At 67.1% G+C, this 18,528-nt stretch carries 20 protein-coding genes and 1 tRNA gene; 11 read left to right on the forward strand and 10 right to left on the reverse strand.

What is annotated here, in order from left to right; translation table 11 throughout:
- Positions 1 to 21 precede the first annotated feature (21 nt).
- The 4 genes from CAP40_RS19190 to CAP40_RS19205 all read right to left on the reverse strand — a co-directional run bounded on the left by CAP40_RS19190 (position 22) and on the right by CAP40_RS19205 (position 2,823).
- Entirely contained in the window at positions 22 to 480 is a 459-nt protein-coding gene (locus CAP40_RS19190; RefSeq protein WP_086131163.1) for a Fur family transcriptional regulator, read from the reverse strand.
- A gap of 37 nt (positions 481 to 517) precedes the next feature.
- Positions 518 to 898 (reverse strand): MerC domain-containing protein, encoded by a 381-nt coding sequence (locus CAP40_RS19195; protein WP_256924387.1) that lies wholly within the window; start codon positions 896 to 898, stop codon positions 518 to 520.
- Between the two features lie 114 nt (positions 899 to 1,012).
- Positions 1,013 to 1,981: an alpha/beta hydrolase gene (locus CAP40_RS19200; protein ID WP_086131164.1), complete on the reverse strand. Its 969-nt coding sequence runs from the start codon at positions 1,979 to 1,981 to the stop codon at positions 1,013 to 1,015.
- 164 nt (positions 1,982 to 2,145) lie between these two features.
- Complete coding sequence (locus tag CAP40_RS19205) at positions 2,146 to 2,823, reverse strand: alpha/beta hydrolase (protein ID WP_086131165.1); 678 nt, start codon at positions 2,821 to 2,823, stop codon at positions 2,146 to 2,148.
- 178 nt (positions 2,824 to 3,001) lie between these two features.
- Here CAP40_RS19205 and CAP40_RS19210 point away from each other — a divergent pair, with 178 nt between their 5' ends.
- The 7 genes from CAP40_RS19210 to CAP40_RS19240 all read left to right on the forward strand — a co-directional run bounded on the left by CAP40_RS19210 (position 3,002) and on the right by CAP40_RS19240 (position 8,416).
- Positions 3,002 to 3,739, forward strand: a complete 738-nt coding sequence (locus CAP40_RS19210; protein ID WP_086131166.1) for a TlyA family RNA methyltransferase — start codon at positions 3,002 to 3,004, stop codon at positions 3,737 to 3,739.
- Positions 3,740 to 3,808: 69 nt separating this feature from the next.
- Positions 3,809 to 4,366, forward strand: a complete 558-nt coding sequence (locus CAP40_RS19215; protein ID WP_086131167.1) for a TspO/MBR family protein — start codon at positions 3,809 to 3,811, stop codon at positions 4,364 to 4,366.
- Between the two features lie 18 nt (positions 4,367 to 4,384).
- Positions 4,385 to 4,696, forward strand: coding sequence for an accessory factor UbiK family protein (locus tag CAP40_RS19220; RefSeq protein ID WP_086131168.1), 312 nt, complete (start codon positions 4,385 to 4,387; stop codon positions 4,694 to 4,696).
- Positions 4,697 to 4,802: 106 nt separating this feature from the next.
- Positions 4,803 to 5,303: a YbjN domain-containing protein gene (locus CAP40_RS19225; protein WP_086131169.1), complete on the forward strand. Its 501-nt coding sequence runs from the start codon at positions 4,803 to 4,805 to the stop codon at positions 5,301 to 5,303.
- A 5-nt stretch (positions 5,304 to 5,308) separates the two neighbouring features.
- Complete coding sequence (locus CAP40_RS19230; protein WP_086131196.1) at positions 5,309 to 6,094, forward strand: pyrroline-5-carboxylate reductase; 786 nt, start codon at positions 5,309 to 5,311, stop codon at positions 6,092 to 6,094.
- Between the two features lie 62 nt (positions 6,095 to 6,156).
- Entirely contained in the window at positions 6,157 to 6,765 is a 609-nt protein-coding gene (locus tag CAP40_RS19235) for a hemerythrin domain-containing protein (RefSeq protein ID WP_086131170.1), read from the forward strand.
- 172 nt (positions 6,766 to 6,937) lie between these two features.
- Complete coding sequence (locus CAP40_RS19240) at positions 6,938 to 8,416, forward strand: serine hydrolase (protein WP_086131171.1); 1,479 nt, start codon at positions 6,938 to 6,940, stop codon at positions 8,414 to 8,416.
- A gap of 25 nt (positions 8,417 to 8,441) precedes the next feature.
- Here the strand turns inward: CAP40_RS19240 and CAP40_RS19245 are convergent, their stop codons facing one another.
- Positions 8,442 to 9,104, reverse strand: coding sequence for a TetR family transcriptional regulator (locus CAP40_RS19245; RefSeq protein WP_086131172.1), 663 nt, complete (start codon positions 9,102 to 9,104; stop codon positions 8,442 to 8,444).
- 97 nt (positions 9,105 to 9,201) lie between these two features.
- On the opposite strand from CAP40_RS19245, the gene CAP40_RS19250 reads away from it, so the two are divergent.
- Positions 9,202 to 9,867, forward strand: a complete 666-nt coding sequence (locus tag CAP40_RS19250; protein ID WP_086131197.1) for an O-methyltransferase — start codon at positions 9,202 to 9,204, stop codon at positions 9,865 to 9,867.
- Positions 9,868 to 9,920: 53 nt separating this feature from the next.
- Here CAP40_RS19250 and CAP40_RS19255 read toward each other — a convergent pair whose 3' ends face one another.
- On the reverse strand, positions 9,921 to 10,406 hold the full coding sequence (locus CAP40_RS19255; protein WP_086131173.1) for a MarR family transcriptional regulator: 486 nt from the start codon (positions 10,404 to 10,406) through the stop codon (positions 9,921 to 9,923).
- 67 nt (positions 10,407 to 10,473) lie between these two features.
- Between CAP40_RS19255 and CAP40_RS19260 the strand changes: the two genes are divergently transcribed.
- The gene (locus CAP40_RS19260; RefSeq protein WP_086131174.1) at positions 10,474 to 11,571 is read left to right on the forward strand and encodes a branched-chain amino acid aminotransferase; all 1,098 of its coding nucleotides are present in this window, start codon (positions 10,474 to 10,476) and stop codon (positions 11,569 to 11,571) included.
- A 23-nt stretch (positions 11,572 to 11,594) separates the two neighbouring features.
- Positions 11,595 to 11,669: transfer RNA gene (locus CAP40_RS19265), tRNA-Gln, on the forward strand.
- An 87-nt stretch (positions 11,670 to 11,756) separates the two neighbouring features.
- On the opposite strand, the gene CAP40_RS19270 is transcribed toward CAP40_RS19265, so the two are convergent.
- The 4 genes from CAP40_RS19270 to CAP40_RS19285 all read right to left on the reverse strand — a co-directional run bounded on the left by CAP40_RS19270 (position 11,757) and on the right by CAP40_RS19285 (position 18,123).
- Positions 11,757 to 12,995 carry a Ca2+-dependent phosphoinositide-specific phospholipase C gene (locus CAP40_RS19270; RefSeq protein WP_086131175.1) on the reverse strand — a complete coding sequence of 413 codons (1,239 nt, stop codon included), beginning with the start codon at positions 12,993 to 12,995 and terminating at the stop codon, positions 11,757 to 11,759.
- Between the two features lie 73 nt (positions 12,996 to 13,068).
- A complete protein-coding gene (locus tag CAP40_RS19275; RefSeq protein WP_179188375.1) occupies positions 13,069 to 15,411 on the reverse strand; it encodes a TonB-dependent receptor in 2,343 nt (780 codons plus the stop codon).
- A gap of 138 nt (positions 15,412 to 15,549) precedes the next feature.
- Positions 15,550 to 16,863, reverse strand: coding sequence for an MFS transporter (locus tag CAP40_RS19280; protein WP_144034443.1), 1,314 nt, complete (start codon positions 16,861 to 16,863; stop codon positions 15,550 to 15,552).
- Between the two features lie 60 nt (positions 16,864 to 16,923).
- On the reverse strand, positions 16,924 to 18,123 hold the full coding sequence (locus tag CAP40_RS19285; protein WP_179188376.1) for a TetR family transcriptional regulator: 1,200 nt from the start codon (positions 18,121 to 18,123) through the stop codon (positions 16,924 to 16,926).
- A gap of 212 nt (positions 18,124 to 18,335) precedes the next feature.
- Between CAP40_RS19285 and CAP40_RS19290 the strand changes: the two genes are divergently transcribed.
- The coding region (locus CAP40_RS19290; RefSeq protein ID WP_144034445.1) for a hypothetical protein at positions 18,336 to 18,528 on the forward strand (193 nt) is incomplete at its 3' end.

An 18,528-nucleotide genomic window follows, 5' to 3' on the forward strand; every position in this document is an offset into this window, starting at 1 on the left:
GGCGCCGTGCAGGAGGGGCGATCAGTCGCAATCCGCGCATTTGCCGCGCACTTCGATCACCGGGCGCTCGGGCGAAAAGCCCATGTCCTTGGCGGCGGCGCGCACCGTCCGGGTGATCGAGTCGTCGTCGATGTGCGTGGTCTGGCCGCAATTGTCGCAGACCAGGAAGATGCAGTCGTGCAGGCAGTCGGGATGGGTGTTCGCCATATAGGCGTTGGCGCTTTCCACCCGCCGCGCGAGATTGGCGCCGACGAACAGGTCGAGAATGCGGTAGACGCTGTTGGCGGCCACCCGGCGCCCCTCCGCCCGGGAGACGGCCTCGGCAATGTCATAGGCCGAGGCGGGCTTGTCGAAGCCCGCCAGCGCTTCGAACACCCGCTCGCGCATCGTCGTCCATTGCTCGCCGGATTTCTCCAGCGTCGCCTGGGCGGCCTTGGTCAGGTCGTTGCCGTGATGCTCGTGATGGTCGTGCGCGTGCATGGATATTATGTAGGCCCGCAGGCCCCTCGCGGCAAGTTCAGTAGGTGGCGCGCCGGTTGAGATCATGGCCCAGGGCGACGAGGCTGACGCCCACCAAAGTCCAGAAAATCTCGAAATCGCCGTGCGGCAGCGACAATGCGCCGGCCATGATGCCGAGCCCGAAGGCGCCCACCACCGCCGGGGCCATATAGCCGTGGGACATCACGCCCTTGACCAGCGCGAAGGCGCCGAAGCCGATCGCGAGGGTGAGGCCGACCTCGTGGATCGCCGGATTGAGCAGGCCGCCGGCCGAGGAGATCACGGTGAGCAATATCGTGGTCGTGACACAGTGGACGAGGCACAGCCCGCTGATCCCGATCGCGATACGATCGAGACGCGCATCAATGCCGCCCCATATGCGGGCCAACGGAAGACTCACCGGCATGGCGCGGATATAGGGCAAGCGAGTTAAAGATACAACATAACATCCGGCGAAAACGGTTTTGGGGTGCCATCGTCCTCGGCCCGGCCGGCCGTTCGCCCTCAGGGCCCCTTAGCCCAGCAGGCCGTGCCCCCTGGCCCAGGCGAGGAACAGTTCCGGCCAGGCGTGCGCGGGCCTGCCCTGGGTGCGCGATCCCCAGCCGAAGCCATGGCCGCCTTGCTCGAACAGATGCGTCTCCACCGGCACCCCGGCTGCCTTCAGGGCGGCGCGCAGCGCGATCGTGTTCTGGATCGGTACGGTGGCGTCGTCTTCGGCATGGCAGAGGAAGCTGGGCGGCGTATGGGCGCCGACCTGGCGCTCGGGGGAATGCTCGGCGGCCATGCCGGGCGTGGCTTCCTTGCCGATCAACAGGGTGCGCGAACCCATATGCGCGAAGCCCGGGTCCATCGAGACGACCGGATAGATCGGCGCCGCGACGATCGGGCGGGCGTCCCGGGCATCGGCGGCGTCGATCGGCGCATGGAGCCTGCGGCCGAAGCGGGCCGCGAGATCGGCGCAGAGATGCCCGCCGGCGGAGAAGCCCATCGCGCCGACGCGTTCGGGATCGACCTTCCACTCGGCCGCGCGATGCCGGATCAGCCGCATGGCGCGCTGCGCATCCGCGAGGGCGACATTGCTCGGATCGCGCCAGGGGTCGCCGGGCAGCCGGTAGAAGAGCACGAAGGCAGTGATCCCGCGCGCGGCGAGCCACGGCCCCAGTTCATAGCCCTCCTTGTCGACCACCACGCGGGCATAGCCGCCGCCGGGAATGACGAGCATCGCGGCGCCGTTCGGCCGGGCTGCCTGGAATATGTCGAGCCGCGGCGTGCGGACATGCTCCATCGCGCGATCGGGAAAGCCCGGATCGGCACTTCGGACCGCGACATGATCCTGCAGCGCCTGGTCGAGCAGGCCCGGAGCGTCCCCCGGCCAGAGATTGATGCTGGCATCGGGGGAGACGGGGCCGTGCGGCACCGCCCTGGCGGCAAGCGGGAGCAACGGGCCGGCCAGGCCGGCGGCAAGCAGGTCGCGACGATCCATGACACCGGTGTACCCGGGCGGAGGGACTGGCGGAAGGAAAAAGGCGCGGGTAGGCCGGGTGACGCTCTAGGGTACGCCACCCGGCCACGCCCGCATTCCCTATTTAGGGGATTTGCGGGCAGTTACCAGTAGCGTGCGTCCGGAAGCACCGGCCACACGCCGAATCACGCATACCGGCCCAGATAATGTGCCTGGGCGGCTTCCGTGGCATTGATCGCGAGCAGCGAGCGCGCGTCCGCCGCGGTTCGGACGCGGCCGGACCGGTCCGACGCGGCATCGAGCACGCGGTCGAGCAGTTCCTGCCCCTCGTGCCACCAGCCGATGCCGCTGGCGGCGTTGAGATGCCCTTGCGGCCCGGCATCGACGAAGAAACTGCCCCAGCCCTTGGCGAGCTCGCGGGCGCGATCGATGCCGATCCAGGGATCGTCGCGGCTCGCCACGGTGATCGAGGGGAAGGGGAGCGGCTTGGCCGGCGCGGGGGCGAAGCCGGCAAGCTCGGACTTCACGTCCGGCCGGTCGACATCGGCGGGGGCCACCATCAACGCGCCCGCCACCGGCCAGCCAAAGGGCTGGGGCGAGAGCTCGGCCCACCAGGCGACGGCGAGGCAGCCCAGGCTGTGCGCCGCGAGCACCACCGGCGCCTGGGCGGTGCGGATCGCCTGGTCGAGCCTGGTCACCCAGGCATTGCGATGCGGCGTATCCCACATGCCGAGCTCGACTCGGCTGGTGTCGGGGCGGGACTGCTCCCAGAGCGTCTGCCAGTGCGAGGGCCCCGAGCCACCGAGCCCGGGGACGGTGAGGACGATCGGCGAATGTTCGTCAAACGGAGCGAAGATACTCATTGCAATTGCACTCCATCGGGAGGGCAGGCCGGAGCTCCAATTTATTCCCACTATTTTGATGGGCAATATGGGTTGCGCCGGATCGAAGCCCGGCTGCGGCAGTCCGTTGGGCCGGCCCCGGGGCCGTGCGCGGGGGATGCGGCTTTGCATCCTGGGCGGTTGCACCTAAAGGCCGGCAATGCCCAAGCAGCGCGCCGACCAGATGCTCGTGGACCGCGGCCTCGCCGAGAGCCGGACGCGTGCCCAGGCGCTGATCATGGCCGGCCTGGTCTTCGCCGGCGACCGCAAGGTCGACAAGCCCGGCCAGCAATTTCCGGAGGAGACGGTGCTCGACGTGCGCGGGCGCGACCATCCCTGGGTGTCGCGCGGCGGGATCAAGCTGGCGCATGCGCTCGCGCATTTCGGCTGGGACGTGACGGGGGCGGTGGCGATCGACGTGGGTTCCTCGACCGGCGGCTTCACCGACGTGCTGCTGAGCAACGGGGCGGCCCGCGTCTATGCGGTGGACAGCGGCACCAACCAGCTCGCCTGGAAGCTGCGCCAGGATCCGCGCGTCATCGTCCATGAGCAGACCAGCGCGCGGATCCTGACCGATGCGCACATCCCCGAGCCGGTGGACCTGATCGTCTGCGACGCGAGCTTCATCGGCCTGGCCAAGGTGCTCGAAGTGCCGTTCCGCTTCGCCCGGCCCGGCGCCCGACTGGCCGCACTGATCAAGCCGCAGTTCGAGGCGGGGCGCGACGAAGTGGGCAAGGGCGGGGTGGTCCGCGACGCCGCAGTGCACGAACGCGTCTGCCGCGAAGTGTCCGAATGGGTTGCCGCGCAGGGCTGGACCGTCGTCGGCGTCACCGCCAGCCCGATCACCGGGCCCGAGGGGAATGTGGAATTCCTGATCGCCGCGACGCGCGAAACATAACGGCAACGCTTGCGTTTCGGCGCGCTGCAACATAGCCCTTGCGCCCACAGGATCTAACCGGAGGGCGCGTTGAGGGAAATCGCATCGAAGGGGCAGCTGAGGCTCGCCTATCTGCGATGGGCCGTGGTCACGGTGCCGTTCATCCTGCTGCTCGGCTTCACCTCGGCGCGCCTGGCGCCGTCGGGCAGCGCCAACCCCTGGTTCGCCCGGCTGGCGAAGCCCGCGATCATGCCGGAGGAATGGGTTTTCCCGGCAGCGTGGACCGCGCTCTACATATTGATGGGGCTGGCGCTGGCGATGATCATCAATGCGCGCGGATCGGCGCTGCGCGGGCCCGCGCTGGTCGTCTTCGCGGTGCAGATGGTGGCGAACCTCGTCTGGTCGCCGGTCTTCTTCGGCATGCACCAGGTGGTACCGGCGCTGGCGATCCTCGGCGCGCTGTTCCTGCTCGCGCTGATCACCTTCGTTCTCTTCGCCCGCATCCGCACCTTCGCCGCGGTGCTGCTGATCCCGTATCTCGCCTGGATCGCGTTCGCCGGCATGCTTCTCTATCAGATCCACCAGCTCAATCCGAACGCGGGAAGCCTTGTATCCTCGCGTCCGGCTGACGAAATACAGATCAAGTGATCGCGCGAGGAATTTGAAATGCAGACCGACAACCGCCTGTTCGACGATTTCGTGAAGTTCGTGAACGGCGCGGCGGGCACGCTGGCCGGCGTCGCCCGCGAGACCGAAGGCGCCGCGCGCGAGCGTGCTCGCGAATGGATCGGCGGGATGGACTTCGTCTCCCGCGAGGAATTCGAAGCGGTGAAGGCCATGGCAGTGGCCGCGCGCGACGAGAACGATGCGCTCCAGGCGCGCCTCGCCGCGCTCGAGGCACAGCTGGGCGGCGCTGCCAAGCCGGCGGCAGCACCCAAGGCGCCGAAATCGCCTAAAAAGCCGGCAGGACAAGCATAAACACCTTGTCCACAGCTTTTGCGCAGGGTTGTGAACCCCGCGCTTGTGCGGGCCCGATGCGGTTGGCAGATTCTGCCCAAGCAATCCGGCCCCAGTGGAGAAACTGATGCTCGACGAAGCGGAATTCGACCGCGACGACGCAGCCCCTATCGACATGCTCGAAAGCTATTTCGCCGCGCATGGCTGGACGCACAGCCGCGAGGAAGACGAGATCGTGGCGAAGGTGAAGGGCAGCTGGACGGAATATGAGCTGCGCGCGATCTGGCGCGAGGACGATGGCGTGCTCCAGTTCCTCGCCTTTCCGGATATCCGCGTGGCCGACGAGCGCCGCATGGCGGTCTATGAGACGATCGGCCTGGTCAACGAGCAGCTCTGGATCGGCCATTTCGAGCTCTGGTCGCAGAGCGGCATCCTGCTGTTCCGCCACGCCGCGCTGATCGACGGCGAGGAGCCGACGCTGAGTCTGGCCCAAGCCGAGCTGCTGGTGGAGAGCGCGATCGACGAGTGCGAGCGCTTCTATCCCGTGTTCCAGTTCGTGCTGTGGGGCGGCAAGACCCCGCAGGACGCGCTGGCCTCCGCGCTCATCGAAACGCAGGGCGAGGCGTGAGCGCGATGCCCCCGGCCAGCCTCTGGCTGGTCGGCTGCGGCAACATGGCGGGCGCGATGCTCCGCCGCTGGATCGATGCGGGAACGGTGGACCCCGCCGGGGTCTTCGTCGTCAACCGTCAGGATCGCGCGCTGCCCGAGGGCGTGCGCCAGGGCCGCGCCTTCCCCGAGGGCCCGCTTCCGCAAGCGGTGATGCTCGGCATGAAGCCGCAGCAGATCGACGCGGTGGCCGAGGCGCATGGCGATCGCATCGCCGGGGTGCCGCTGCTCATTTCCATCCTCGCCGGCGTCGAGCTGGCTTCGCTCGCGGGCCGGTTCCGGGCAGCGGGCATCGTCCGCGCGATGCCCAACCTGCCGGTCGCAATCGGCAAGGGCGTGGTCGGCCTGGCCGGCGATCGCAGCGAGGCGGTCGACGCGCTGATGCGGCCGCTCGGGCTGGTCGAATGGGGCGACGAAGCGGGGCTGGACCGGCTCGGCGTGCTCGCCGGCTGCGGGCCGGCCTTTGTCTATCGCTTCATCGATGCGCTTGCCGCGGGCGGGGTGTCGATCGGGTTCGGCGAGGAACAGGCGCTGCGGCTCGCCATCGCCACGGTGGAGGGGGCGGGGCTGCTCGCCGCCCAGGCCGACGCGCCGCCCTCGGCGCTGGTGGACCGGGTCGCCAGCCCGGGAGGAACCACGCGCAAGGGGCTCGACGTGCTCGACGCGGACGACGCGCTCGCGGCGCTGCTGCGCGCCACGCTCGGCGCATCGGCGCGCCGCAGTGCCGAAATGGCCGCCGCCGCGCGGCGCTGATCGGAACGCCCCTAGTCTCCCTTCGTTGTTGCGCCGACAGCGTAACATCGGAGCCGAAGGCCATGACGACCACTACCGCCACGCGCGACAGCAAGGGCCGCTTCACCGGGTCCAAGCGAACGAGCACCACCCACAATCTCGGCGTGATCGCCGGCGCCGCCGCGGGCGGCATGGCGCTGGGCATGCTGGCGCTGCTCGGGCGCAAGGCCGTGGTGCAGGCGCCCAGCCTGCTCGCCGGCAATTGGGACGAGGCGCTCGCCACCGAGCATGAGGCGGTGCGCAAGGTGTTCGGCCAGATCGAGGCCACGGACGAGCATTCCTCCACCAGGCGCAACCTGCTGCTCGCGCATCTGAAGCATGCGCTGATGAAGCATGCGGTGGAGGAGGAGAACGTCCTCTATCCGGCGCTGCGCGAGGCCGGGCAGAGGGATGCCGCCGACCAGCTCACCCAGGAGCATGGCTATGTGAAGCAGCATCTCTACGAACTGGAGAACATGCCCACCGCCTCGCCCGACTGGATCGCCAGGGTCCGCCGGTTCCGCGCCGAGATCGAGGCGCATATGGAGGAAGAGGAACTGCGCCTGTTCCCGATGCTGCGCGCCCAGCTGAGCGACGAGAAGAACAAGGCGCTGACGCTGGCGATGAACCGGGAAGGGTTCAAGGTGGCTTGAGGCGCGGGGACCTGGGCGCGCCCCGATCGCCGCGCCAGGGGCCATGTCCTGGCTTCCCTAAAGCAGCTCTGACGGAAGGCGCGGAAGTCTCCGTTTGGAGCTCTGTCGCGTGTCGGCCATACTCGACGCGCACACCGAAGAGCTGGAAGCTCGGGGACCTGGAGGGGGACGCATGTATCGTGGCATTGGATGCGCGGTCTTTTCGATTGTCTGTTGTGGTGGAGCGTTGGCTCAAGTCGCTCCGGCTTCTCCCGCCAGCCTGTCTGCCGTGGAGATCACGAGCATCGAGAACGGCCTGACCCCCCGGGTCGTTCTGGCCGATGAAACGCGAAAGACGTACGATATCAACGATCGCATGGCATTGCTTGGCGTCCCAGGCGTCAGCGTGGCCATTTTCGATGACCGGCACGTTATCTGGGCGAAGGGCTATGGATCCACCGATAGTCGACGTCTTCAGCGCGTGGATGTGCATACGCGATTTCAGGCGGCTTCCATCAGCAAATCGGTCACCGCTTTTGCCGTGATGACCCTGGTCCAATCCAAAGGCCTGAACCTTGACCGGGATGTGAACGACTATCTTCGTACTTGGAAGGTTCCTTCAAGCGAGCCCAACCGAACCGAGAAGGTCACGATCCGCCGATTGTTGAGCCACACCGCCGGGCTGAACGTTGGCGGCTTTGCCGGTTACGAGAGGACCCAGACAATACCCGATGCGATCGGGGTGCTGAACGGCAAGGGCAACAGTCCTGCGCTTCGTGTCGAGGCGGTGCCGGGATCGAGATACTCCTATTCGGGCGGTGGTTATGTCGTGCTGCAGAAGCTGATCGAGGATCAGTCCGGCATGCCCTTCGGCCGTTACCTGCAGCAACATGTGCTGACGCCGCTGCACATGGTGGACAGCACGTTCGATTCCTATCCCGAAGGGAATGTCAGCCTCGCCCACCAGTTCGATGGCCAGCCCTTTCCCGGCGGCTGGCATGTCTATCCGGAGCTTGCGCCGGCCGGCCTGTGGACGACTCCCTCCGACATAGCGAAATTCTGTTTCGGCATGCTGAGGGCGCTGTCCGGGGCGAAGGGCGCATTGATATCCCGATCGCTCGCCGAGCAGATGATTCAGCCGAGCGGCAAACCGGGCGGCGGCGATGGCTACGGCCTCGGCTTCGAGTTGCGCGGGAAGGATGCGACCGCCTCGTTCGGGCATGGTGGCAGCAATGCCGGCTTCAAGAGCGAGCTGTTCTATTTCCCGCAGCGCCGATTGGGAGTCGTCTTGATGACCAATTCCGAGAATGGCCGGGTGGTCAGAAATGAACTGGCCCGGGCCATCTCGAACAAATTCGCACTGGGGCTGTTTCCGACGCGCGCGGTTACGCGGATCCCTGTGTCCGCTGACGCGCTGGCGGCGATCACGGGGCGATACCAGTACCCGGGAGCGAAGAACTACTTCTTCGATGCGACCGTTGGACCCGATGATGAGCTGGTCCTGAAGGACCTGACCACCGGAAAGACCAATCATCTGGTGGCGTTCGATCGCGACAAGTTCATCGATCGCTACACCGGTGAAGGAATCACCGTCACCCGTGACGCTGCCACCGGAGAAATCACGGGCCTTCTGGACAATGACGGGGATGCGCTGCTGCGCGTGAAGGGCTGAAGTGTAACGCGGAGGAGGTTGGCAATCACGGGCGCCCAGCCTTGGATGGGAAGCCGCTCCTCTCCGCCAGCCGCTCCACATACCCGCACAGCATGTCCGCCGCCGCTTCCGACCATGCCGCGATCTCCGCCTCGGTCCGCGGCGTTTCGGAGAAGCTGCTGCCCACCTGGCTGAGCGTCATCTTGATCAGGTCTCCCGCCAATATCCGCGCATCGTCCGCCACATCGGGCAGCGCCTCGCGCAGAAACGTCCGGAAGACCTGCGCATTCTCTCCCTTCGCCTCGATCGCCTCGGGGGCGTCGCGGTAGAGCGGGGCGGCGTCGCTCAACGCGGTGCGGACCGCCGCTTCCTCGCATTCGGACTGGAGGAAGGCATGGACCAGCCGGCGCAGCCGGGCGAGGGGCGGGGTGGCGGCATCCTCGAGGATGCCCTGCAACATGGCCGAGGTGCGCCGCCATTCGTCGCTCTGCAGGCGGAACAGGATCGCCGCCTTGTTGGGGAAATATTGGTAGAGCGAACCCACGCTCACCCCGGCGCGCTCGGCGACTCGCGCCGTGGTGAAACGCTGTGCCCCTTCCTTCGTCAAAACCTGAACAGCCGCGTCCAGCACGGCCTCGACCAGCTGGCTCGAACGGGCCTGTCGCGGCTGTTTCCGCGAGGCGACGCGGGTGCTGCGGGGGGTGGTCATGCGGGCACGCTGCCAATGCGAATAGTCAAAACTGACGAACTAGTCGTATTTTCCGGGTCGGCAGGCAAGCCCCTGCCGACACATGGAGAACCCCCAGATGACGACGCTGTCCAGCGCCCCCGTGGCGCCCCTGCTCGCGCGCCTGTTTGCCGAGACCGAAGCCAACCCGCCTGCCGCCAGCCCGGCCTTTGCGGGCATGACGAGCGAGGACCACCGCGCGATGATGCGCAGCAAGACCGGGTATCGCGATTTCTACGCGAAGCTCGCCGATTTCGCCCTGCCGGTCTCGCCCGAGGTCGGAAAGCTGCTCTACATGCTGGCCCGCGCCACCGGGGCCCGTTCGATCGTCGAGTTCGGCACGTCGTTCGGCCTGTCGACGCTCCATCTCGCGGCGGCGTTGCGCGACAATGGCGGCGGCCGGCTGATCACCAGCGAGTTCGAGGCGGGCAAGCTGGTTCGTGCCAGGGCGAACCTGGCGGAAGCCGGGCTGGCCGACCTTGTCGAGTTCCGCGAAGGCGATGCGCTGGAAACGCTGGCCGCCGACCTGCCCGACCAGATCGACCTGCTGCTGCTCGACGGTGCCAAGGCGCTCTATTCGGACATTCTCGACCGGGTCGAGAGCCGGTTGCGCCCGGGCGCGATCCTGATTGCCGACAATGCCGATCATTGCCCGGAATATCTGGAGCGGGTCGGCGACGTGGCGAACGGCTATATGTCGATGCCGTTCACCGACGAGGTGGAGCTGTCGATCCGGCTGGGGTGATCGCGCGAGGGAAGGGGACCGGAGGGCCCCTTCCCTCGGGGCGGGGCGGCGGCCTACCGCCCTAGCGCCGCCACCCGCCGGCGCTCTTCCTCGGGCACCAGCCCTTCGAGCACGGCCCAGAAGCCGCCCACCGCGCCCTGTCCCGCGCTCGAATAGGCGTTGGCCATCTTCTCGCGCAGCGCGTCGAACAGCTCGCCTTCCAGCTTCGCCCCTGCGGGGGTGAGCCGCAACAGGCGCTGGCGCCGGTCGCGATCGCCGGTGCGGGTCTCGACGAAGCCGCGATCGGCCAGTTCGGTCAGCACCCGGCCGAGCGACTGCTTGGTGATCGCCAGGATCGCAAGCAGCTCGCTCACCGTCAGGTCCGGCTTGCGGGCGATGAAATAGAGCGCGCGATGATGCGCGCGGCCCAGGCCCTGCGCCGCCAGCCCCGCGTCGATCGAGCGCGTCAGATGGGCATAGCCGAAATAGAGCAGCTCCACGCCGCGCCGGATCTCGGGCTCGCGCAGGAACAGCGGAGAGGCAGGAATTGGGGCAGCCATGTTGACGCTTTCTGCCACCGCGCCTAACCCGCTGCAAGCCGGTCCGGCAGAGTCGAAGGCGAGTGCTATGCAAGACACCACGATCCTGGATTTCGAGTTCGAGGCGCATCCCAACCCGGTCAGCGACAGCGACCGTGCGGCGGTGCTCGCCAATCCGGGTTTCGGCAAGGTGTTCACCGATCACATGGCCGTGATCAAATACAGCGCCGACAAGGGCTGGCACGACGCGAAGATCCTGCCGCGCGGCCCGATCCAGGTCGACCCGGCGACCGCGGTGCTCCATTATGCGCAGGAGATCTTCGAAGGGCTGAAAGCCTATCGCCTGCCCGATGGCGGCGTTTCGCTGTTCCGCGCGGACGAGAATGCCCGCCGCTTCCGCGAGTCCGCCGAGCGGATGGCGATGGCGCCGCTGCCCGACGCGCTGTTCCTGAACTCGATCCGCGAGCTCGTCCGGGTCGATCAGAAATGGATCCCGGAGATCGAGGGCGGCTCGCTCTATCTGCGCCCCTTCATGTTCGCGAGCGAAGTGTTCCTGGGGGTGAAGCCGGCCAGCGAATATCTCTACATGGTGATCGCCTCGCCGGCGGGCGCCTATTTCAAGGGCGGTGCGCCGTCGGTGACGCTGTGGGTCTCGGAACATTACACGCGGGCCGCGCCGGGCGGCACGGGCGCGGCGAAATGCGGGGGCAATTATGCGGCCAGCCTGGTCGCGCAGAAGGAAGCGATCGATCAGGGTTGCGACCAGGTGGTGTTCCTCGATGCGGTCGAGAACCGCTTCGTCGAGGAACTGGGCGGCATGAACGTGATGTTCGTGATGGATGACGGCTCGATCGTCACGCCGCCGCTGGGCGGCACGATCCTGCCCGGCATCACCCGCGATTCGCTGATCACCCTGGCGCGGTCGCAGGGAATCGAAGTGCGCGAGGAGCGCTATTCGACCGACCAGTGGAAGGCCGATGCCCAGAGCGGCAAGCTGCGCGAAGCCTTTGCCTGCGGCACCGCCGCGGTGCTCACGCCGATCGGCAAGGTGCGCGGCCGCGGCTATGAGTTCATGATCGGAAACGGCGGACCGGGCATCCTTACCGAGAGGCTCAGGGGGGAATTGGGCGGCATTCAGCGCGGAACCGCGCCGGACCCGCATGGCTGGGTTGAACGGCTGCCCTAAGTCCCTATAAGCGCGCTTCCCGCTGGGGCGTAGCCAAGTGGTAAGGCAACGGTTTTTGGTACCGTGTACCGAAGGTTCGAATCCTTCCGCCCCAGCCAATTTGATCAAATGGCCATCCACGGGCCGGTGCCGTACATCCGCTCCCCCCTCGGGAGCGGATGCGTCGCCCTTCATTCGATCCCGCGTCAGCGCTGCAGCCGGCAGGCCTTGGGTGCGTTGACCGGATTGCAGCGCGCCTCGCCGCCGCCCGGCAGCCGCACGACATAGTTGGTCCCATAGGCGTTGCCCGGCTTGTAGAAGTCGGTCGAGACGATCTGGGCGCCGCTGGCAAAGGCCCGGTTGGCGCGACCCAGGTCGTCCACCTTGGCCTCATAGGTCTCGATATCGGCGCGGGCGCGGACGAGATATCCCTGCTTCACGCGTTCGGGGATCTCCCGGGCGCGGACATCGGCATTGTCGAGCAGGAGGAACGCGGCATAGCTCTGCCCCGGCGTGGCGCGCAGGAACGCCGCGCGACCCTCCAGATTCTCGCGTCCCGCATGATAGGCGGCCAGCGCCCTGGGATCCATCGCGGTCAACAGCAGGAAGACGAACTTGCCGCGCGACTTGGCGAGCGTGGGCCAGTTATGGGCCAGCACGCCGGCTTCGAGCGTGGGATGGCGCCCGCGGACATCGTCGGGGATCACCAGCTTGTCGCGGCCGATCTCGCGGAAGATGGACTGGTCCATCTCGTCGAACGCGGTGCGATCGAAGGCAAGCGGCGGCGTCGCGTTGGGGAATACCGGCAAGGCATCGCTCTTCGCCTCGACCAGGATGAAGATCGGGGCGTGGTCCGGATGGGCATCCGACCAGGCGCGAAGCTGCTTCAGGCAGCGCGTGAACAGGTTGCAGCTGGAGCGCACGTCGAGATCGGCGACATGGAACACCTTGAGGCCCGGCTTTTCCATGTCGGTGGCGTCATAGGGCAGCATCTGGCCGTCCTTCACGCCCTTGGCACGCAGCGCCGCAAGGCCCGCGGGATGCGCGTAGCGGCCACCCTGGGGATCGTTGTTGATGTCGATCTCGAGGCTGCGCATCCCGGCGTCGAGCTGGTCCGTCAGCGTGGTGTAGCGATAGTTCAGCCCTTCGCTCATGCTGGTGAAATTGGGGTGATATTCCTGCCAGTCCGCCTTCATCTTCTCCGGCATGGCCTTGGCGAAGGCGGCCAGTTTCGGGCCGAGCGTGGCATCGACCATCGCCAGCAGCTGCGGGTCGACGCCCTGCGAATAGCTGTTGTGGGTGCCGATCACCTGGATCTGGTTGAGCCGCACTTCGTCGGTGCGCGGCGCTTCCTGGGCGATGGCGATTGCGGCAATGCCGCCGGCGGCGATTGCGGCAATGCCGCAGGTGGCGATCAGGCCGAGGCCGGTTGCGAGCTTCTTCATGTCGGGTGTCCTTGGTGCGTCGGGTCGCGCGCATCCCTCCCGGCCGCATGGCCGGGAGAGGCGAAGGCGCGCGTCAGAAGTTGATCTTCGCGAAGCCGCCGAGCGTGCGATAGGCGTTCGGCGAAGTGTAGTGGAGCAGGCCGAGCGCGCCGTAGATCTGCCACCCCGTCGAATAATAGGTGTTCAGCAGATTGCGGGCATAGACACCGAACTCGACCGCGCCATCCACCTTGGCCAGGCTGATCCGGCCGTTGAGCAGGCCATAGCCCGGGATCCGCGAATAGGTGGAATTGGGCGTCTTGGTGCCGTCCCGGTTGCTGACGGCGGGCGCGAGGATGTCGCCGAGCATCGCGCCCGTCACCGTCTGGGTGTCGCTGCGATAGCCATAGTCGAGATGCGCCTTGAAATTCAGCCCGGCGCCGATCTCGTCGGCATAGTCCATGGTGACGCTTGCCTGCCATTCCGGCGCGTTGGTGAGGCGCGTGCCGGTATAGTTGGCGGTCGGGCTGGCGACATAGTCGGTGAACATGGCGTCGGTGTAGGTCACCGAACCGCCGAGCGTGACCTGGCGCGCCGGCTTGATCGCCAGCGATGCCTCGATGCCGCGCGAGCGCAGGCCCGGTGCGTTGCCGATCGCCGAGGCCAGGATGAACCCGCCGACGCCGGTGCTCACCGGAGTCAGGATCGTCGCCTGGAAATTGGTGAACTTCGACGCGAACGCATTGAGGTTGAAGCGCACGCGGCGATCGAACAACTCGCTCTTCAGGCCGATTTCCCAGCTCTTCACCGATTCCGGATTATAGGGATCGTAGCGATTGCCGACGAACGCGACGCCGCCCGGCTTGTAGCCCGTGGCATAGCTCGCATAGAGCATCACGTCGCGGCTGATCGTGAACTGCGGCGCGATGCGATAGGTGAAGCGGCCGCCCTTCTTCGATCCCGATCGGAATGCCTCGGTCGGCCCGGAGCTGGTGGCGACGAAGATGGGCGAATAGCCGGTGATCGGCACTGGATCGATATTGATGTAGCCGATCGTCTGGCGGTTCCAGTCATAGTTGTAGCGGCCGCCCAGGGTCACGCTGAACTGGCGTGCCGGCGTGATCTTGACCTGGCCGAACGCGGCCGCCGTCTCGTTGGAGGCATCGAAGAGCACGGCGTTGCCGAGCATCGCCCGCGTGATCGGATCGAACGCGCCGGTCAGCGCATAGAGCGTCGGCGACGGCACGCCGGCGGGCGAGAGCAGCGGCGCGCCGAGCGTGCCCCATTGCAGCTGGGTCTGCTTCGCGTTCAGCTTGTTGTAGAAAGCGCCGAACAGATATTCGAGCGTCCCGCCCGTGGGCGAAGCGAAGTGGATCTCCTCGCTGAATTTGTTCGTCTTCAGCCGGCCCGAGTTGAACGGGATGTAGGCATAGATATTGCGGGGCAGCAGATCGGCCGGCGTATCATTGTCGAACGTCGTCTCGCGATAGGCAGTGATCGATGTGAGCGTGTGCCGGCCCATCTCGTAGTTCACATGGAGCGAGCCGCCCTTGTTGGTCGTGGTGTTGTGGCCGAGCGACCCATCGGCGCTGTCGGCATTCTCGGGCCCCGGGATCACGCCGAGGGCGATCTGCGCCGCGGTGAGCGCGGCGGCGGGCGCATAGGTCGAGCCGGCCGGACCGCCCACCGGCACGCGGATGGCCGTGTCGATATGGTGGGTATATTCGCCGGCCAGCACCAGTTCGAGCGAGGGCGCCGGCCGGAACAGCAGCTTGCCGCGCACGCCCCATTCGCTGACCAGGCCCAGATTGCGGTCGAGCACGACGTAGCGGCCCTTGCCGTCCTGGCCCAGCGCGAAGGCGGAAAGGCGAAGCGCGGCCTGGTCGCTGATCGGCACGTTGAGGGTCAGGTTGGTGTTGCGGTCGTTGCGCTCGCCATAGGCGGCATAGGCAGTGCCGGAGAATTTGCCGATCACGGGCTTGTTGGTGGTGATCGCGATCACGCCGGAGGTGGAATTCTTGCCGAACAGCGTGCCCTGCGGGCCCATCAGCACATCGACGCGCTGGATATCGGTGAGGCCGATCAGGCCGTTGTCGCGCTGGGCGTCCATCACCACGTCGTCGACGACGACGTTGACCGACTTGGCGTTGGAGAAGTCGAACGAAGTGCTGCCGACGCCGCGGATCTGGAAGGCCGCGCCCTGGGTGGGGTCATATTGAACGCCGGGCACGACATATTGCAGGTCGGTGAGCGAAGTGAAGCCGCTGTCCTCCAGCGCCTGGCCGCTGACCGAGGTGATCGAGATCGGCACCGATTGCGCCTTTTCCTGGCGGCGCTGCGCAGTGACGACGATGTCGGCCAGGCCGGTATCCGACGTCGCCTCCGATGCCTGCGCGGGAGCGGCGGAATCGTGCTGGGCGTACGCTTGTTCAGTCATGCCGAAGCCGCATGCAATCGTCGTTGCACTGGCCATCAGCACGCGAAGCAGGTCGTTCTTCATTCGCAATCCCCCTGTAAGTTCCACCGATTCGGCGGGATACGAGGGTCGCCCTAGGGTTTCTGCATGACAGCAGAATTACATTTGTTCAGTTAACGTGGTGGAGCCTGTGCAGCGCGTTGAATCTGCCTCCTCCGCCAGGATCCGCAGTGAAGCCATGGTGATCAGCGCGGCGGCGAGACTCGGGACCAGCAGCACTGGCGCGAACGTCTGTTCAGGCGCGAGCATCGCGCGCGGATCGAACCCCAGGGTGCGATAGCCGGTGAACAACAGACCCGAGGCGACGGCCCCGCACAGATTGAAGGGCAGGTGGAACCCGGCATAATGCGCCGCGGCGCGCTTCCCCGCGGGCGTGTCCGCGGCATCGAGCCGTGCGCCGAGCAGCATCCGCAGGGCCATGAAGTCGATCGCGGAGACCAATCCGAAGGGCATCGTCCACAGCATCAGCGCAGTCGGGGAGCGAGCCGGCAGCATCGGCAAGGCGAGCGCCAGAACCAGATTCGCCCAGAGCGTCAGCCGCAGCAGGGTGTGTGCGCTCAGATTGGCGGCGATGTGCAGCGCCGCCAGAATGCCGATGGCGGCGCAGATCGTCTGGACGAGAATGCCGGCCGGGGCCCAGCCGCGCAGCCCCAGCCCATCGTCGACCATGTAGAAATAGCCGGTCGCGGTGATCGCCGCATGCGCGCCATTTAGCGCGAACAGCGCGGCCAGCCGGCGGTTGTCGCGACTGGCGAACAGCAATCGCAGCGGGGCGAGCAGGCCGGCGACCCGCCACCTGCCCGGCGGGCCCGCACGATCCGGTACCAGCGCGATGAGTGCGGCGTGCAGCACCAGCGCGCCGCAGGCGACGAAGATCATGATCGCCATGAAGGGCGAGGGCCAGGCGGGGATCCGCGCCGCGCCGATCGCCGAGAAGCCGATGCCCCCGGCGATACCGAACAGCGTTCGGGTGCCGAAGACCCGTCCGCGGGCCCGGGCATCGCGCGCCGCCTCCAGCGCCCAGGCGCCATGCGTGACGTTGCACAATGCCCAGCCGACCACCAAGGCGGCCAATGCGCTCGCTATCGAGGCGATCGAAGGCGCGGCGCCGTGCGCGAGCAGTGCGGCGGTGCCGATCAGCACGAGCGCCGTACCCAGGATCATCCACAGGCGCCGCCGCCCGAACCGGCGCGATCCGTGATCGCCCATCGATCCCGCGAGCAGCTCGGCCGGGATCGGCGCGAAGTTGGCGAGCAGCACCAGCCAGCCGACGACGCCCATCTGGAGCGCGAGTTCGCCGGAGAGATACGGTGCCAGGAAGATTCGCCGGGCCAGGTCATAACCGGCAAAGGCCAGCGAGGGCAGCGACAGCACGACGAGGCGCGTGCGCGACAATGTTTCCCGATCCGCCATCCCGCGCACTCCGGCACGGCGCCTATCAGCGGGTTATGCCGTTTCGATGACTCCGCGCGCTCAGCGAGTCGATCGCGTGCGCCAGGCTTCGAGGGCGGCGAAGGCACGCATATAGTGCGCGCGATCGGGTATCTTGCGCGCCATGCCGATCATTCCCATGCCGAAGACGGCGATCGACAGCACCTGCGCGGCCGCACGATCGAAGCCGGCCCCGATGCCGATCCCCATGGGTGCCAGATCGCTCGCCCGCCAGTTCTCGCCGCGCCTGCGCCGCATGTCGAGCGCATAGGGCAACAGGCTGGGCTCGCGGGCGCTGGCCAGCGCGATCATCGACGTCGCCTTGACCAGGTCCTGAATGCTGGTGTCGTTCGGCGGTCCACCGTCATGCGCGGCGCGAATATCGCTCCGGCGGCCGTGGAAACGGGCGATGACGGCGTGGAGCCCCGCCACCACCAATGCCGGGCGCCCCCCGAAATGATAGACGACCGTGGAGGCGGGCACGCCCGCGGCCAGCGCGACCGAACGGTGCGTCACCCTATCTATGCCTTGCGAGACGATCAGATCGGCGGCGCTGCCCGCGATCCGCTGGCGCTTGGCATCTCCTTCCCGCGCCGTGAGCGGCACGTCGGCCTCGAGCAAGCGGATCAGCGAAGCGATCGTTTCGCCGTCCCCGGCCTCCGCCCCGGGGAATATGCCGCCAGCGAAGCGCCGGAGGCACAGGGAGCGCAGCAGCGCATATTGCGGACTATCGTCGGCACCGAGCGAGAATCCCGCCTCGTCGAGCACATAACCGATTGCGAGATCGGCCAGCGCCACGTCCCCGAATAGAAGTTCGGCCCAGAACCGGCCGGCATCGTCGAGCCAGTTCTCGAGCGCGGGCAGCCGGTCGGGCCGCAGTGCCCGATCATGGACCAGCTCGATGAGGAGGACGACCTGGCGCCGCTCCCGGGTCACCCATTCGCGCAGGGCGAGTTCCGCCATCGCGGCGCGTGCGGCGCTATCCGGAGCGCCCACATCGCCCGCGAGTGCGCGCCATTTTCCGAAGAACGCCAGATCGCCGGCATGCGCCGCCTGCGTCACGCCTTCGAGCAACTGCTCCTTGCTGCCCATGCGTGTCGAGATCACCGGCACGCTGACGCCGAGGCTGGTTGCGAGTGGCCGCAGCGTCAGTTCGGCAAGGCCGCCGGACGCAACAAGGTCCAGCGCCTGGTCGACGATCGCACCGACTGAAATACCAACGGGAAGAACGGATCGATTCACTGGCACGGCACGCATCTATCGCAATCGCATCTCCCGGTCACGATGCGCGTGGCGCAGCCGAGCGCTGCATTGGCCGACAGGATGAAAGTCGGTGCGCGCGGGATTCCTTCCGCCCGAGATTATTTGGGCGCGCTCCTAAACTATCGCCGAATTCCGCCGACAGCCCAATTCGGGCGGCGCATCTGCCGTCCGTGTATGCGTAGGGGGAACGGATGGTTGCGATCTTCACGGGCGCCGGGACGGGGTTCGAGCGCGGTTCGGGGAGTGCCCTGGGATCGTCGGGCTTGCTGGGATCGGCCAGTGTCGGGCGCGGTGGCGAGCAGCTCCTCCTGAATGCCGCGACGGGCAACCTGCTGATCAGCCGGCAGGACGAGTTCCTGGTCGGCCGGGGCCCGGACGTTGCGG

It is taken from the genome of Sphingomonas sp. IBVSS2, assembly GCF_002127225.1.
Taxonomy (GTDB): domain Bacteria; phylum Pseudomonadota; class Alphaproteobacteria; order Sphingomonadales; family Sphingomonadaceae; genus Sphingomonas.

Bases quoted from the DNA above. Each gene is read 5' to 3' on its own strand.
- CAP40_RS19200 (WP_086131164.1), bottom strand. From the start codon at position 1,981: ATGGATCGTCGCGACCTGCTTGCCGCCGGCCTGGCCGGCCCGTTGCTC.
- CAP40_RS19260 (WP_086131174.1), top strand. From the start codon at position 10,474: ATGCAAGACACCACGATCCTGGATTTCGAGTTCGAGGCGCATCCCAAC.
- CAP40_RS19245 (WP_086131172.1), bottom strand. From the start codon at position 9,104: ATGACCACCCCCCGCAGCACCCGCGTCGCCTCGCGGAAACAGCCGCGA.
- CAP40_RS19225 (WP_086131169.1), top strand. From the start codon at position 4,803: ATGCTCGACGAAGCGGAATTCGACCGCGACGACGCAGCCCCTATCGAC.
- CAP40_RS19275 (WP_179188375.1), bottom strand. From the start codon at position 15,411: ATGACTGAACAAGCGTACGCCCAGCACGATTCCGCCGCTCCCGCGCAG.
- CAP40_RS19255 (WP_086131173.1), bottom strand. From the start codon at position 10,406: ATGGCTGCCCCAATTCCTGCCTCTCCGCTGTTCCTGCGCGAGCCCGAG.
- CAP40_RS19230 (WP_086131196.1), top strand. From the start codon at position 5,309: ATGCCCCCGGCCAGCCTCTGGCTGGTCGGCTGCGGCAACATGGCGGGC.
- CAP40_RS19280 (WP_144034443.1), bottom strand. From the start codon at position 16,863: ATGGCGGATCGGGAAACATTGTCGCGCACGCGCCTCGTCGTGCTGTCG.
- CAP40_RS19235 (WP_086131170.1), top strand. From the start codon at position 6,157: ATGACGACCACTACCGCCACGCGCGACAGCAAGGGCCGCTTCACCGGG.
- CAP40_RS19190 (WP_086131163.1), bottom strand. From the start codon at position 480: ATGCACGCGCACGACCATCACGAGCATCACGGCAACGACCTGACCAAG.
- CAP40_RS19205 (WP_086131165.1), bottom strand. From the start codon at position 2,823: ATGAGTATCTTCGCTCCGTTTGACGAACATTCGCCGATCGTCCTCACC.
- CAP40_RS19250 (WP_086131197.1), top strand. From the start codon at position 9,202: ATGACGACGCTGTCCAGCGCCCCCGTGGCGCCCCTGCTCGCGCGCCTG.
- CAP40_RS19270 (WP_086131175.1), bottom strand. From the start codon at position 12,995: ATGAAGAAGCTCGCAACCGGCCTCGGCCTGATCGCCACCTGCGGCATT.
- CAP40_RS19220 (WP_086131168.1), top strand. From the start codon at position 4,385: ATGCAGACCGACAACCGCCTGTTCGACGATTTCGTGAAGTTCGTGAAC.
- CAP40_RS19210 (WP_086131166.1), top strand. From the start codon at position 3,002: ATGCCCAAGCAGCGCGCCGACCAGATGCTCGTGGACCGCGGCCTCGCC.
- CAP40_RS19240 (WP_086131171.1), top strand. From the start codon at position 6,938: ATGTATCGTGGCATTGGATGCGCGGTCTTTTCGATTGTCTGTTGTGGT.